Raw genomic sequence first — 12,501 nt, forward strand, 5'->3', positions numbered from 1 at the left:
GCCCGAATGACGGCCGGAGTCGGGCGGTACGCGTTCGCCGCCGCTCCCCTCGCGGCCGCCGCGTTGTGGGGCGGGATGTACGTCGTCAGCAAGTGGGGATTCGCGATGATCCCGCCGGTGACACTCGGGTTCCTCCGCGTCGGACTCGGCGCGGGGACGCTCGCGCTCGTCGTCACCTCCCGCGGGGAGTCGCCGCCGTCGCGCGGGGAGTGGCCGACGTTCGTCGGGCTGGGCGGGTGGGTGACGCTGACCGTCGCGGCGCAGTTTCTCGGGACCGAACTGACGAACGCGAGCCAAGGCTCGCTGCTGACGGTGTCGACGCCCGTGTTCACGGTGATCCTCGGCGCGGCGGTCCTCGGCGAGCGCGTCACGGCGAGGAAGGCGAGCGGGATGGCCCTCGCCGGCGTCGGAACGGCGGTCGTCCTCGCCGGGCGACACGACCCCGCGTCGGTCGCCGCGGACAACCTCCTCGGCGTGGGCCTCCTCCTCGTCGCGAGCGCGGCGTGGGCCGGCTACACCGTCTGGGGGCTGGGCGCCGTCAGGCGCCACGGCGCGCTCCGCGCGGCGACGTACTCCTCGCTCGCGGCCACGCCGCTTTTGGGGCTGCTCGCGGCGGGCGAGCTGTGGTATCTCGGCCGCTCGCCCGCGACGCTCCCGGTGACGGCGGAGTCGACGCTCGCGGTGCTGTACCTCGGAGTGGCGTCGACCGCGGCCGCCTGGTACCTCTGGTACAAGGGGCTGGAGTACGTCTCGGCGGGGACCGTCGCCGTCTTCTTCTTCGCTCAGCCGGTCGTCGGGGTGACCCTCGGCGCGGCCGTTCTCGGCGAGTCGCTGGGGCCGGGGTTCCTCGCCGGGGGTGGGTTGATGGCCGCCGGCATCTGGGTCGTGAGCCGAGAACGGGCCGAGCCGGGAGGCGAGCCCTCTGGGGATCGGACCGATTGAACCGGACGAAACCCGACCGCTACGTCCCTTCCCCGTCGTCTATCTCCGCTTTCAGCGCCGGCCGGTCGAACCCGTGGTCCGGCCGGGCGGCGACGAAGTCGAGGAACCGTTCGGCGGACGCCACGTCGTCGAGCTCGTAGCTCGACAGCGCCGCGTCGACGGCGGTCGCCGCGCCGACGAGGGGCTCCAACGCGGCGAGCGCGCTCGCGAGGTCGTACACCCGCGCCTCCTCGCGGCCGTCCTCGCTCACGCGGGTCGCGTCGATGACGTAGAGCTCCCCCTCGTGGACCAAGACGTTCTCGGCGCGGAGGTCGCCGTGCGCGAGGCCGGCGTCGTGGATCGTTCGGAGCGTCGCGAACAGGTCCGGGGCGAGTTCGGCGACGCGAGCGGCGTCGAGTTCCCCGAGCGTTCGGAACTCGGGGAGGTACTCCAACACGAGGACGCCGAACCCGTCGACCTCGAAGGCCTCGACGGGCTCCGGGGCGTTGACGCCGAGTTCGCGGACCCGCCGCGTGGCCTCGAACTCGTGGCGCGCCATCTCGTAAGGGGTCTCGTGGCGCTCGAAGAACCTCGCGGTGCCGGCCGAGACGGCCCCGATGTTCCGACCGGTGGTGAAAAGCGCGTGGACGAGCGTGTTCTGGCGGGTGATCACCTTCACGAAGAGGTCGTCGTCGACGACCATCGGGGTCGACAGCCAGTTGTCCGCGTCGAGGAACCGGACCCGCATCCCGTCGCGGTCGTACCGGTCCGCGAGCTCGCGCGCGACCCGTTCGAGGTCGGGCCAGTCGACGCGGCCGCGGACGAGCTCCCGGAACTCCATACCGGCGGAACGCGGCGGTGCGTGATAAGTCGTCGGCTCGGCACCGCACCCGATCGGAACGCGACGCGGTCTATCACGGTCGTTCGCATCGTTTATGTCCGCGGGTCGCAATTCTTGCCCATGGACTTCGAGGTACCTGCCGAACACCGGATGATACGCGATACCGTCCGGGAGTTCTGCGAGGAGGAGATCGCGCCCATCGCCCAGGAGATCGAGGACGAACACCGCTTCCCCGACGAGGTGTTCGAGGCCCTCGCGGACCTCGACATGATGGGGGTTCCGGTCTCCGAGGAGTACGGCGGGCTCGGCGGCGACCAGCTCATGTACGCGCTGGTCACGGAGGAGTTGGGGCGCGTCTCCGGGGGCATCGGGCTCTCGTACGCCGCGCACACGTCGCTGGGCGCGAAGCCGATCGACCTGTTCGGCACCGACGCACAGAAGGAGGAGTGGCTCCGCCCGCTCGCCGAGGGCGAGGGGATCGGCGCGTGGGCGCTCACTGAGCCCGGAAGCGGTTCGGACGCCTCCGACATGGACACGACCGCCGAGTACGACGCCGACGCCGACGAGTACGTCTTGAACGGGACGAAGCAGTTCATCACGAACGCCAGCGTCGCGAACTCGGTGCTGGTGAAAGCTGTCACCGACCCCGGCGCGGGCTACGACGGCATCTCGACGTTCATCGTCGACCCGGAGCGCGACGACGGGTTCGAGGTCACGACCGTCTGGGACAAGATGGGACTCAACTGCTCGCCGACCTGCGAGATCACCTTCGACGACGTGCGCCTCCCGGCCGACCGACTGCTCGGCGAGGAGGGCGAGGGGTGGACGCAGACGATGAAGACGCTTGACGGCGGACGGATCTCCATCGCCGCGCTCTCGGTGGGGCTCGCGCAGGGCGCCTACGAGGCCGCCAAGGACTACTCGGGCGAGCGCGAGCAGTTCGGGAAGCCGATCTCGAAGTTCGACGCGGTCCGCGACAAGGTGGTCCACATGCACCGCCAGACCGAGCGCGCGCGCCTGCTGACGCACAAGGCGGCCGCGAGGTACGACGCGGGCGAGTCCGTCACCCGCGAGTCGGCGCTCGCGAAGCTCGACGCCAGCGAGGCGGCCCGCGAGGTCGCCGAGGAGGCCGTCCAGACGCTCGGCGGGTACGGCTACACCACCGACTTCGCCCCGCAGCGCTTCTACCGCGACGCGAAGCTGATGGAGATCGGCGAGGGGACGAGCGAGATCCAACACGTCGTGATCGGCCGCGAACTGGGCCTGTAACCGGCTCGAACTGGCCCTGTAAGCGGTTTCGTTTCGCCGCCCGAGCGACGGATCGTCGCGGCCGCGACGCCCGACGCTACTCGAACTCCATGAGGTCGTCGTCGACGGCACGGAGACTCTCGGCGAGCCGCGAGTCCGTCGGGACCGCCCGCCGGAACGGCTCCGAGCCGAACCGCGCGTCACCGTTCACGGACACCATGCCGAGGTCGGCGGGGTCGCCGTCGAGCCCGGTCAGGAAGGCGACGGTCCGGACGGCGGGAACGTCGCCCGCCTGCGAGCGCGGGTCGACGGTGCCGTACAGGGTGCGGTTGACCGCGACGTGGTGGACGCAGGTCGGCGTCGGCGCGAAACACAGCAGGTAGCGGGCGCCCGGCTCCGTGCGGCCGAGTTTGGGACGGAGCGCGTGGCTCTCGTCGGCGTGGAAGTACCGCTCCATCCGGCGGTACTGGCGGAGTATCTCGTTGGCACCGGTGGCCCGGCGGACCGCGGCGTCAGACTTGAGTTCGATCACGCGGTCGACGGGGGCCGGCGTCCGCGTCCGGACGAAGAGGTCCACGACCCCCCGCCGCCCGTCGGCGTCGTACGGCTCTTCGAGCCGGATCGCCGGCGCGTCGCTCGTCGCCTCGTAGTGGTCGACGAGTCGGGTCGCCAGCGCGTCTTCGCGCATGCCTCTCGCGAGGCGACGGAGGGCGATAAACCCCGCTCTCGGCGTCCGCGGGGAGAACGGGCACGCGCCGACCGCCGGAGTCGGAATTCGGTACCGAAGGTTCTCACGAACCGGAAGCCATCACGGGGTTTGTAAGGCTTCGACCCCTACGTGTGATGATGTCTGATAAACTGTCCAGACGGCGGTATCTCGCCGGGACCGGAGCCGCGTTGACCATCGGAACGCTCGCCGGCTGTTCCGGCGGCGGCGACGGCGGTGACGGGTCCGACGGGAGCGACGGGTCCGACGGTGGGAGCGGTTCCACCATCGAGGACGTTCCGAGCGCGATCGACGACTACCTCTCGGACGCGAGCCTGTACGAGGGGACGATGGTCGACGCGACGGGACAAGACGAGGTGACCATCGAGGTCGGCGCCGGCGACATCGGGTACGCCTTCTCGCCGCCGGCGGTCCGCATCGACTCCAGCACGACCGTCGTCTGGGAGTGGACCGGCGCGGGCGGCGGGCACAACGTGGCCTCGGTCGAGGGCTCCGAATCCGACTTTGACAACGGGGAGACGGTCACCGAGGAGGGGTACACCTTCGAGCAGTCGTTCGACAACACCGGAGTCCAGCTGTACGAGTGCACCCCGCACTCGGCTAACGGGATGCTCGGCGCGATCGAAGTCGTCGAAGCCTGATTCGCCCTTCGCGGGTCGGTCACGCGCGGAAACCGTTTTTTGCGACCGAGACGGACCTCAGGAGAGGAACGACCAGCGGACGTCGACGATCCGGTCGTCCTCCGTGGTGACCGTCGGTCGCGCGAGGTGGTCGTTGGCGTTGACGCCCGCGTCCGCCAGCCGGGTCAGCGCCGCTTCGAGCGAGCGGTCCGAGCGGTCCACCGCCGAGTCGCGTTCGTACGGGGCGTCGATGGGATTCGCACGAGAGTTCGAGACCGCGATCGCGTCGGTGAGATCGCTCCCGATCGCGTGCGGCGGCTGGTGGAAGTGCCAGTCACCGATCGTGAGAAAGAGCCACACGTCGCCGTTGATGGCGTGGTACTCGCCCGTGACGCGGTTGGCGTCGTAGGCGACGATCCGCGCGAGCACGTCGGTCTTGAGCCGATAGAGCGCGTCCTTTCGCGCCGACCGGACGTTGCTCTCGGTGACGTCGCCGCGCTCGTAGGCGGCGGTCGCCTCGTCGGCGAACTGCTTTGCGACCTTGTTGACGACGTACAGCGATTCGAGCAGGTCGTCCGTCGGTTCGAGGGGAGTCACGGCGAATGTCGGTCGGGGCTGCGACCAGCGGCAGGTCCGGCCGTCGCGCTCATAGGCGTTTCGGGCTCCCGACGCCGACGCGCCCGAGACCGGCACCGGCCGCGCTCCCGACTACGGCCCGGCGAGCGACCCCCGATGGTTAATTCTTTAAGCGCAGGGACGAAGTGGAGTGTAAGATGGCGCACGACTCCGTGAAACTGTATTCGGCGATATACGTCGCCCTCCTCGTCGCGGCGACGCTGAACTTCGCGCTCTTCGAGACGTCGTTCATCGAGTTCACGTACGTCCAGGCGATCGTCGGGACGCTGGTGATCGCGTCCGTCAAGACGCTGCTCATCGTCGCGTACTTCATGCACCTCCGGTGGGAGAACCGCTCGCTAACCTACGTGATGGGACTCGCGCTCGCGCTCACCATGCTGCTCATGGCGGCGGCGACGTACTCCATCTCGTAAACCGCCTCGGGCGCCCCGCCCGCCGCAGACCGTCGGGCCGCGACGCGCGTGAACCGCCGCAGACCGTCGACGGCCTCGGCGCTCCGTTCCTACGTTCTCGCCGAAATCGACGCGATCGCTGACAGTCGAGTGTCTCGACTCTACGTTTGTATCACTAAGTAGTATTAGTTAGTTATATCACGGTCGCACTCCGACTCTCGCGGAGATGGCGTTCAGTGACAGACTGCTCGACGCGGGCGCGGACGTCTGGGAGGCGCAGAAGGAACACCCGTTCGTCGTCGAACTCGCTGACGGCACGTTGGACCGCGAGGCGTTCCGCCACTGGGTGAAACAGGACTACCGCTACCTGCTCGACTACGCGCGAGTCTTCGCGCTCGCGGGTGCGAAGGCGGACGACGAGGCGACGACGCGGCGGCTGGCGGCGACCGCTCACGCCACCCTCGACGACGAGATGGACCTTCACCGGTCGTTCGCGTCCGAGTACGGTCTCTCCGCGGCGGAGCTCGAAGCCGTCGAGAAGGCCCCGACGTGTGCCGCCTACACGGACTTCCTCGTCCGGACGGCTCACGAGGGGTCGATCGCGGAGATCAGCGCCGCCGTCTACCCGTGCGGACAGGGCTATCTCGACGTCGCCGACCACATGGCGGCACTCGCGACCGAGGAGCACCGGTACACCCCCTTTATTGAGAAGTACACGAGCGACGCGTTCCGCGAGACCGTCGCGTGGATGCGCGACCTCGTGGACCGGTACGCCGAGGAGCGCCCCGGCGAGCGGGACGCGATGCGGGCGGCGTTCCTCCGGAGCGCCCGGCTCGAACACGCCTTCTGGGAGATGGCGTACTCTCGAGAACGGTGGCCCGTGTAGCGGGTCACCGTCGAACCTGCGTCACGGCGTGAGATCGCGACCGAGTTTTTTGTAGCCACGGAGCGATCCGACCGTATGGACCTACGCGAAGCAACCGCCGAAGACATCGACGCGGTCCGGTCGGTCGCCCGCGAATCGCTCGTGGCGTCGTACGGACACGCCGTCGACGAGGGGCTGTTAGACGAAGCCGTCGAAGAGTGGTACGACGCCGGCGACCTCGGTGACGACGTCAGCGACGACGACGCGGTGTTCCCCGTCGCCGTCGAGGACGGGGTCGTCGTCGGCTTCGCGGAGAGCTACGTCGTCGGACGGCGCGAGCGCGTCGGCGAGATCGACTGGCTCCACGTCCACCCCGACCACCGGGAGTCCGGCATCGGCTCCGCGCTCTTGGAGCGGGTCGAGTCCGCCCTCCGCTCGGCCGAGGTGGACCGGATCGAGGCGCGCGTCCTCGCGGACAACGAGGCGGGCACGGAGTTCTACGAGCGAGAGGGGTACGAGGTCGTCGGCGAGCGCGACATCAACATCGGCGGCGAGACGTTCGCGGAGCGGGAGTACCGGAAGCAGGTGGGTCGCCTCACGGGCATTTCCGACGCGACCTACGAGACGGACGACGGCGAGACGGTCCACGTCGCCTTCGACGAGAGCGAGCGCGGGTCGCGAGCCCCGTTCTACGTCGCGTACGCCGATCCGGGCCACGAAAGTCGGTACGGCTACCTCTGTGGCAACTGCGAGGGCACCGACATCGCGATCGACACGATGGACCGCGTGGAGTGTCTCGACTGCGGGAACCGCCGGAAGCCGACGCGGTGGGACGCGGCCTACTGACGCCGTCGCTCGCCGGTTTCGCTGCCGCCAGTCGTTCAGTTCTCAGCACCGACCGAGAGCGGCGAGATCTCGACCCCCTTTTCAGAGCGTATCCTTGACGCCGAGGACTCGCTCCTCCGCGTCGCGGCCGGGGTCCCACTCGCTCCCGTCGCGGTCCGACTCGCGGTGTTCGCGCACGGTCCGCTCCATCGCCTCGTCGACGGGCGTCGACTCCCAGCCGAGGTCGGCGAGCGCGCAGGTGTCAAGCAGGTGCGGATACTCCCGGTAGAGGACGAAGTCGTCGGGTTCGAGGCCCCCGGCCGCGAGCGCGTCGTCGCTCGCGGCGACGATTTCGCAGTCGACCTCCGCGGCGTCGGCGACCGTCTCGAGGGTCTCACGCAGCGTGAGCGCGCGTCGGTCCCCGACGTTGTACGCCGCGCCGGGCTCCCCGCGCTCTGCGACGATCCGGAGCGCGCTCGCCACGTCCTCGACGTACGCCCGGTGCCAGAGGTTCTGTCCGTCGCCGGGGATCACCACGCGGTCGTGCGTGAGCACGCGGTCGATCCAGTAGTCGAGCCGCTCAGTGTAGTCGTGCGGCCCGTAGACGATACACGGACGAACCGCGGTCGCGGCGACGCCCTCCTCGGCGGCCGCGAACACCGCGCGGTCTCCCTCGGCCTTGCGGTTGCCGTACGTCTCGTGGTCGTCGTCGGTCGCCTGTTCGGGCGAACACGGCTCCAGCGGGGTCTCGCCCTCTCGTTTCGGAATCTCCTCGGCCGCGTAGCTGGACCCCGACGAGATGTACACGTATCCGTCGACGTCGGCGAATATCTCGGTGGCGGTCTCAACGTCGGCCGGGTGGTAGGCGACGCAGTCGATCACGATGTCCGGCTCGACCGACAGCTTCGCCGCGCGGAGGGCGGTGTCGTCCTTCCGGTCGCCCTCGACGCGGGTCACGCGGTCGTCGTCAGCGAAGGGATCCTCGTGGTTGCCGCGGTTGAATATCGCGACCTCGTAGTCGTGTGCCAGCAGCTCCCCGACCGTGTGTCGGCCGATGAAACGCGTCCCACCGATAACGAGCGCGGTGTCTGTCATACCGTAGCTCGAACGAGTAGGGTGAAAAACGTGCCCGAATCGGCAGCGCGTACTGACGGCGGGAAGGCGAACAGCGTCGCCGTCCGCTCGTCTCGCCGGCGTCTACTCCTCGTCGCCGCCGGGCGGACCGTCGCCGCGCCACCGGCGGTACAGGAGGTACGCGACGCCGAGTCCGATTCCCCAGGTCGCGACGCCGAACACCGCGAACGCGGCCCCGTAGAGGAACTCACCGAGCGGCACACCGAACATACCGGAGTTCGGCGCGTCCGGCACATAAACGCTCCGAGAGAGGGATAGGTTCTCGGGCACCAAGCTCGTACGGGCGGCCATGTCGGACCGCACGCTGCGTCGACCCTGGCTCGCTGCCCTGCTCGCGCTCGTCGTCTCCGGACTCGGCCACGCGTACCTCCGCCGGTGGGCTCGCGCGTTCGGCTGGTACGTGGCCGTCACCGCGGCCGTCTTCCTGTTCGTCCCCGAGTCCGCCATCGACGGCGTCCTCGCCGGCGATCCGCCGCCGGTCCGCGATGTCGCGCCCGCCGCGGCGGTCGTCGCCGCGAGCGTGATCGACGCGTACGTCGTGGCGCACCGGAACAACCGAGAGTACGAGCGAGAACGCGACGCGAGCCGGACGAGCGCCGGCGCGACGGCCGCAGACGGAACGACTGACGACGCCGACGCGCCGTCCGCGGAAACGGTCCGCTGTCCGGAGTGCGGTCGCGAGAGCGACGCGACGGTCGACTTCTGTCAGTGGTGCGCGGAGCCCCTCGAGCGGGACGCTCCCTGACAGCGAAACCGAGAAGGAAAACCGCGGGCCGCGAACCGCCTCAGAAGAGGTAGAACAGCGGGAAGATGAACACCCAGACGATGTCCACGAAGTGCCAGTAGAGGCCGAAGTACTCGATCGGCCGTTCGTCGTCGAGGTAGTGACCCTGGTACACCCTGACGAACAGGAAGATGGCGACCACGAGGCCGAGCAGCACGTGGATGCCGTGGAGTCCGGTCGTGACGTAGTAGATCGACGCCTGGATCGGGTCACCGTGGGCGTTCGCCGAGATGGTGACGCCGCGGTCGAAGATCTCGTGGTTCCACTCCCACAGCTTGATGCTCATGAACGTGAACCCGAGCAGGATCGTCGTCCCCAGCATCGCGAGGAGCCCCTGCCGGCTCTTCCGGCGTGCCGCGACCAGTGCCAAGATCACGGTGAACGAGGACGTGATCAGCACGAAGGTGTTGATGAGCCCCGGTAGCGACTCGGTCAACGGCTCCCACGTCATCCAGCCCGCGTTGTAGCGGACGAAGATCGCCGCGGAGAGGAACGCGCCGAAGACGATCACGTCGGAAGCCAGGAAGAACCACATCCCGAGCTTCACCTTCTCGACGCCCCCGAACGGCCAGCGTTCGGCGAACTCGGTCGGCGGCGCGTAGAAGTCCTCCAAGCCCCACTTCACGCCCGTGTAGAGGAGCCCGAGCATCCCGGCCACGATGGCGGTCGGATACATCGCGTTCGAGATTACGATGTCGCTCTGCATGGCGGTCTCGCCCAGCTGGACGGTGACCGAGTCCGCGAACCCGGAGAAGCCGAAGAGCGTGACGCCGAGCGCGAGCGCGAGCGCGAACGGCCAGATGCTGGCGTGGCTGGCGTGCCGATCCCAGTAGGGGTACTCGGAGATGTGTGCCGAGTGGCTGTCACCGCCGTCCGTGGCGACGTCACCGTTGTCGTCGGTCTTCATCGCGGGACCGCCGTCCGGCACGAAGTCTTTCACGAACTCCAGTTTCCCGGAGGCGTACGACGGCCGGTTCGGCCAGTTCTCCAGCGGCGGGGGCGAGGAGACCGCCCACTCCGCGGTCCGCGAGTAGTCCCACGGGTTGTCGCCGGCCGGTTCGCCGGAGACGTAGGACTTCGCGAAGTTGTAGAACATGATGAAGAAGGACAACCCGAGCACGAACGCTCCGATGGTCCCGAACTGGTGGTAGATCTGGAACTCAGGGTTGTACTCGAACACGCGGCGGGGGGTCTCCCAGCCGAGGAACATCGAGAAGTAGACGGCGTTGAACCCGATGAAGAACGCCACGAAGTGGACCTTCCCGAGGAACTCGTCGTACATCTTCCCCGTTATTTTCGGGAACCAGTAGTAGGCCCCGCCGAACAGCGCCGTCGCCCCGCCGAACATCACGTAGTGGAAGTGCGCGACCACCCAGTAGGTGCCGCGGAACTCGTAGTCGAGCACGATGGCGCCGAGGAACACCCCCGTGATGCCACCGAGGATGAACAGCAGCAGCGCGCCGAACGCGAACAGGAACGGCGTCGTGAACTGGATCCGCCCCTTGATCAGCGTGTAGATCAGCGAGAACACGACCAGGTCGAAGGGGAGTGAGATCCCGATGGTCGTGGCCATCATCAGCGTCTTGATCTCCAGGTTGATCGTCGTCAGGAACATGTGGTGCATCCACACGAGGAACGACTGGACGGAGATCAGACAGATGGAGATGATCACCCACTTCCGTCCGACGAGCCGGCGGCCGGAGAACGTCTGGAACAGCTCCAGCATGACGCCGAGCGCCGGGAAGAAGACGATGTACACCTCGGGGTGGCCGAAGAACCAGAACAGGTGTCCCCACAGCAGGGAGCCGCCTTCGGTCGCCGAGAAGTAGACGCTCCCGAGGACCCGGTCCGCCGCCAGGATGAGTCCGACCGCGAGCAGCGCGGCGAACGCGAACAGCATCATCCACACGGTCGCGAGCATCGACCAGGTGAACATCGGCATGTCCATGATGCCCATCCCTTCCGCGCGGGAGTGATGGATGGACGTGAGGAAGTTCACCGTCGACGTCGTGGTGCCGGTGACGAACATCGCGAGCGCGAGCACCGCGCCGGTCGACCCGATGCTCGGCGTGTACATCGGCACGTTGAGCGGGGCGTATATCGTCCACCCCGCGGAGAGCGTGCCGCCCTGGAAGAAGCTGATCGCGAGCAGGACGCCCGAGAACAGGTACAGCCAGTAGGACACCGCGTTGAGCCGCGGGAACGCGAGGTCGTCAGCGCCGATCTGAAGCGGCACGAAGTAGTTCGCGAAGCCGAACGCGAACGGCGAGAGGAACCAGAACACCATGATCAACCCGTGCGCGGTGACGGCCTCGTTGTACGCGAGTCCGGAGAGGATCTGGCTCGTCGGGTCCCACAGTTGGAGGCGGATGAGAAGCGCCATCACGCCGCCGAACAGCAGGAAGAACAGCGCGGTGATCGTGTAGAGGATACCGATGTCCTTGTGGTTGGTCGTGACGAGCCACCGCTTGACGGAGGTCGTCGGCGGGAGTTCGCTCATGCGCTCACCCCGCTCGGCGTCGCGAGTCCGACCCGAGAGCTATCGATGCTCGCGCTCTCGGAGCTGTTCCCGGTCGACGCGTACCACTCTTCCCACTCGTCTTGCGGCATGACCGTGACCTGTCCCTTCATCGCCGAGTGACCCGGACCACACAGCTCGAAGCACTGGACGTCGAAGGTCGCCTCGCCGCCCTGGGCCTGGACGTCCTCGGAGCTCACTTTGAACCAGATCTCGTTGTAGTCACCGGGGATGGCGTCGGTTTTGATTCGTAAGTCTGGTGACCCGAAATTGTGCCAAACGTCCCTCGAAGTGACGTTGAGATCGATCCGCTGGTCCGCGGGCACAATGAGCTCGTCACGCTCCGTGTGACCGTTGGGATACTCGTACGCCCAGCCGTACTGATAGCCTTCGACCATGATCTCGATGTCGCCCTCGCCGCCGGCGTCCGGTCCCTCCTCCACGTAGAGGAGCAGCCCGTACGCGTACACGACGAGACTGATCACGACGATCGCGCTCAACCCGAACGAGAGGAAGAGCTTCTTCGCTTTCGGACCGCCCTGTCCCGTCGGGAGCTCGCCGACGACCGGTGCGTCGAAGTCCTCGTCCGACCGGTCGCCGTCGTCGCGGTACTTGTACACGTTCCACAGCGTGTACGCGACGACGATGGTGCCGACGAGGGTACCGAGCGCGAGGAAGACGAAGAAGATCTCGTCGAAGACCTCCGCCTGTGCGCGCCAGTCGCTCCCCTGTTGTAGGATAACTGGATCTATCATGTTCGTCTGTCTGCTCTTGTATCACCCTTGGCGATGGTACACTTATCTCTTGTGTAGCAGGGCGGGGGGACGGGGGTTCGAGGCCCGGTTTCCCTCCTCGACTCGCCCGTAACACCTCGACCGTCCTACGGGAACGGCGCTCGCGAAGGTCGAGTGAGCGCCCGGAGCGGACCCGCGCACCGGGGCGGAACGAACGCGTCGAAGGGTATTTGTACGCGCGAACGGAGGCCCTAAT

Annotated in this window: 14 protein-coding genes; 7 read left to right on the forward strand and 7 right to left on the reverse strand. The window is 67.8% G+C overall.

What is annotated here, in order from left to right:
- Positions 1-6: 6 nt before the first annotated feature.
- Positions 7-942, forward strand: coding sequence for a DMT family transporter (locus ACZ5KW_RS13985; protein WP_343780945.1), 936 nt, complete (start codon positions 7-9; stop codon positions 940-942).
- Between the two features lie 19 nt (positions 943-961).
- Here ACZ5KW_RS13985 and ACZ5KW_RS13990 read toward each other — a convergent pair whose 3' ends face one another.
- Positions 962-1,762 (reverse strand): RIO1 family regulatory kinase/ATPase domain-containing protein, encoded by an 801-nt coding sequence (locus tag ACZ5KW_RS13990; RefSeq protein ID WP_343780943.1) that lies wholly within the window; start codon positions 1,760-1,762, stop codon positions 962-964.
- A gap of 120 nt (positions 1,763-1,882) precedes the next feature.
- Between ACZ5KW_RS13990 and ACZ5KW_RS13995 the strand changes: the two genes are divergently transcribed.
- Positions 1,883-3,031: an acyl-CoA dehydrogenase family protein gene (locus ACZ5KW_RS13995; RefSeq protein WP_343780941.1), complete on the forward strand. Its 1,149-nt coding sequence runs from the start codon at positions 1,883-1,885 to the stop codon at positions 3,029-3,031.
- A gap of 76 nt (positions 3,032-3,107) precedes the next feature.
- Here ACZ5KW_RS13995 and ACZ5KW_RS14000 read toward each other — a convergent pair whose 3' ends face one another.
- Positions 3,108-3,698, reverse strand: coding sequence for a hypothetical protein (locus tag ACZ5KW_RS14000; RefSeq protein WP_343780939.1), 591 nt, complete (start codon positions 3,696-3,698; stop codon positions 3,108-3,110).
- Between the two features lie 158 nt (positions 3,699-3,856).
- Here ACZ5KW_RS14000 and ACZ5KW_RS14005 point away from each other — a divergent pair, with 158 nt between their 5' ends.
- Positions 3,857-4,378, forward strand: a complete 522-nt coding sequence (locus ACZ5KW_RS14005; RefSeq protein ID WP_343780937.1) for a halocyanin domain-containing protein — start codon at positions 3,857-3,859, stop codon at positions 4,376-4,378.
- Positions 4,379-4,435: 57 nt separating this feature from the next.
- On the opposite strand, the gene ACZ5KW_RS14010 is transcribed toward ACZ5KW_RS14005, so the two are convergent.
- On the reverse strand, positions 4,436-4,954 hold the full coding sequence (locus ACZ5KW_RS14010; RefSeq protein WP_343780934.1) for a hypothetical protein: 519 nt from the start codon (positions 4,952-4,954) through the stop codon (positions 4,436-4,438).
- A 176-nt stretch (positions 4,955-5,130) separates the two neighbouring features.
- Between ACZ5KW_RS14010 and ACZ5KW_RS14015 the strand changes: the two genes are divergently transcribed.
- The 3 genes from ACZ5KW_RS14015 to ACZ5KW_RS14025 all read left to right on the forward strand — a co-directional run bounded on the left by ACZ5KW_RS14015 (position 5,131) and on the right by ACZ5KW_RS14025 (position 7,096).
- Entirely contained in the window at positions 5,131-5,406 is a 276-nt protein-coding gene (locus ACZ5KW_RS14015; RefSeq protein ID WP_343780932.1) for a cytochrome C oxidase subunit IV family protein, read from the forward strand.
- Positions 5,407-5,611: 205 nt separating this feature from the next.
- Positions 5,612-6,271, forward strand: a complete 660-nt coding sequence (gene tenA / locus ACZ5KW_RS14020; protein ID WP_343780929.1) for a thiaminase II — start codon at positions 5,612-5,614, stop codon at positions 6,269-6,271.
- Between the two features lie 75 nt (positions 6,272-6,346).
- On the forward strand, positions 6,347-7,096 hold the full coding sequence (locus tag ACZ5KW_RS14025; RefSeq protein ID WP_343780927.1) for a GNAT family N-acetyltransferase: 750 nt from the start codon (positions 6,347-6,349) through the stop codon (positions 7,094-7,096).
- Between the two features lie 81 nt (positions 7,097-7,177).
- On the opposite strand, the gene ACZ5KW_RS14030 is transcribed toward ACZ5KW_RS14025, so the two are convergent.
- Positions 7,178-8,170, reverse strand: coding sequence for an NAD-dependent epimerase/dehydratase family protein (locus ACZ5KW_RS14030; RefSeq protein WP_343780924.1), 993 nt, complete (start codon positions 8,168-8,170; stop codon positions 7,178-7,180).
- A 102-nt stretch (positions 8,171-8,272) separates the two neighbouring features.
- Entirely contained in the window at positions 8,273-8,419 is a 147-nt protein-coding gene (locus tag ACZ5KW_RS14035) for a hypothetical protein (RefSeq protein ID WP_343780922.1), read from the reverse strand.
- A gap of 79 nt (positions 8,420-8,498) precedes the next feature.
- Here ACZ5KW_RS14035 and ACZ5KW_RS14040 point away from each other — a divergent pair, with 79 nt between their 5' ends.
- The gene (locus ACZ5KW_RS14040) at positions 8,499-8,954 is read left to right on the forward strand and encodes a DUF7575 domain-containing protein (RefSeq protein ID WP_343780920.1); all 456 of its coding nucleotides are present in this window, start codon (positions 8,499-8,501) and stop codon (positions 8,952-8,954) included.
- Positions 8,955-8,994: 40 nt separating this feature from the next.
- Here ACZ5KW_RS14040 and ACZ5KW_RS14045 read toward each other — a convergent pair whose 3' ends face one another.
- A complete protein-coding gene (locus ACZ5KW_RS14045; protein ID WP_343780918.1) occupies positions 8,995-11,493 on the reverse strand; it encodes a cbb3-type cytochrome c oxidase subunit I in 2,499 nt (832 codons plus the stop codon).
- Positions 11,490-12,266 (reverse strand): cytochrome c oxidase subunit II, encoded by a 777-nt coding sequence (coxB, locus tag ACZ5KW_RS14050; RefSeq protein WP_343780914.1) that lies wholly within the window; start codon positions 12,264-12,266, stop codon positions 11,490-11,492. Before coxB ends, ACZ5KW_RS14045 begins: the two co-directional genes overlap by 4 nt.
- Between the last annotated feature and the right edge of the window lie 235 nt (positions 12,267-12,501).

It is taken from the genome of Halorubrum ejinorense, assembly GCF_055389685.1.

Excerpts from the sequence above, each read along its gene's own strand:
- ACZ5KW_RS13985 (WP_343780945.1), top strand. The coding sequence starts at position 7 with ATGACGGCCGGAGTCGGGCGGTACGCGTTCGCCGCCGCTCCCCTCGCG.
- tenA (WP_343780929.1), top strand. The coding sequence starts at position 5,612 with ATGGCGTTCAGTGACAGACTGCTCGACGCGGGCGCGGACGTCTGGGAG.
- coxB (WP_343780914.1), bottom strand. The coding sequence starts at position 12,266 with ATGATAGATCCAGTTATCCTACAACAGGGGAGCGACTGGCGCGCACAG.
- ACZ5KW_RS14025 (WP_343780927.1), top strand. The coding sequence starts at position 6,347 with ATGGACCTACGCGAAGCAACCGCCGAAGACATCGACGCGGTCCGGTCG.
- ACZ5KW_RS14045 (WP_343780918.1), bottom strand. The coding sequence starts at position 11,493 with ATGAGCGAACTCCCGCCGACGACCTCCGTCAAGCGGTGGCTCGTCACG.
- ACZ5KW_RS14005 (WP_343780937.1), top strand. The coding sequence starts at position 3,857 with ATGTCTGATAAACTGTCCAGACGGCGGTATCTCGCCGGGACCGGAGCC.
- ACZ5KW_RS14040 (WP_343780920.1), top strand. The coding sequence starts at position 8,499 with ATGTCGGACCGCACGCTGCGTCGACCCTGGCTCGCTGCCCTGCTCGCG.
- ACZ5KW_RS13995 (WP_343780941.1), top strand. The coding sequence starts at position 1,883 with ATGGACTTCGAGGTACCTGCCGAACACCGGATGATACGCGATACCGTC.
- ACZ5KW_RS14000 (WP_343780939.1), bottom strand. The coding sequence starts at position 3,698 with ATGCGCGAAGACGCGCTGGCGACCCGACTCGTCGACCACTACGAGGCG.
- ACZ5KW_RS14035 (WP_343780922.1), bottom strand. The coding sequence starts at position 8,419 with ATGTTCGGTGTGCCGCTCGGTGAGTTCCTCTACGGGGCCGCGTTCGCG.
- ACZ5KW_RS14030 (WP_343780924.1), bottom strand. The coding sequence starts at position 8,170 with ATGACAGACACCGCGCTCGTTATCGGTGGGACGCGTTTCATCGGCCGA.
- ACZ5KW_RS14015 (WP_343780932.1), top strand. The coding sequence starts at position 5,131 with ATGGCGCACGACTCCGTGAAACTGTATTCGGCGATATACGTCGCCCTC.
- ACZ5KW_RS13990 (WP_343780943.1), bottom strand. The coding sequence starts at position 1,762 with ATGGAGTTCCGGGAGCTCGTCCGCGGCCGCGTCGACTGGCCCGACCTC.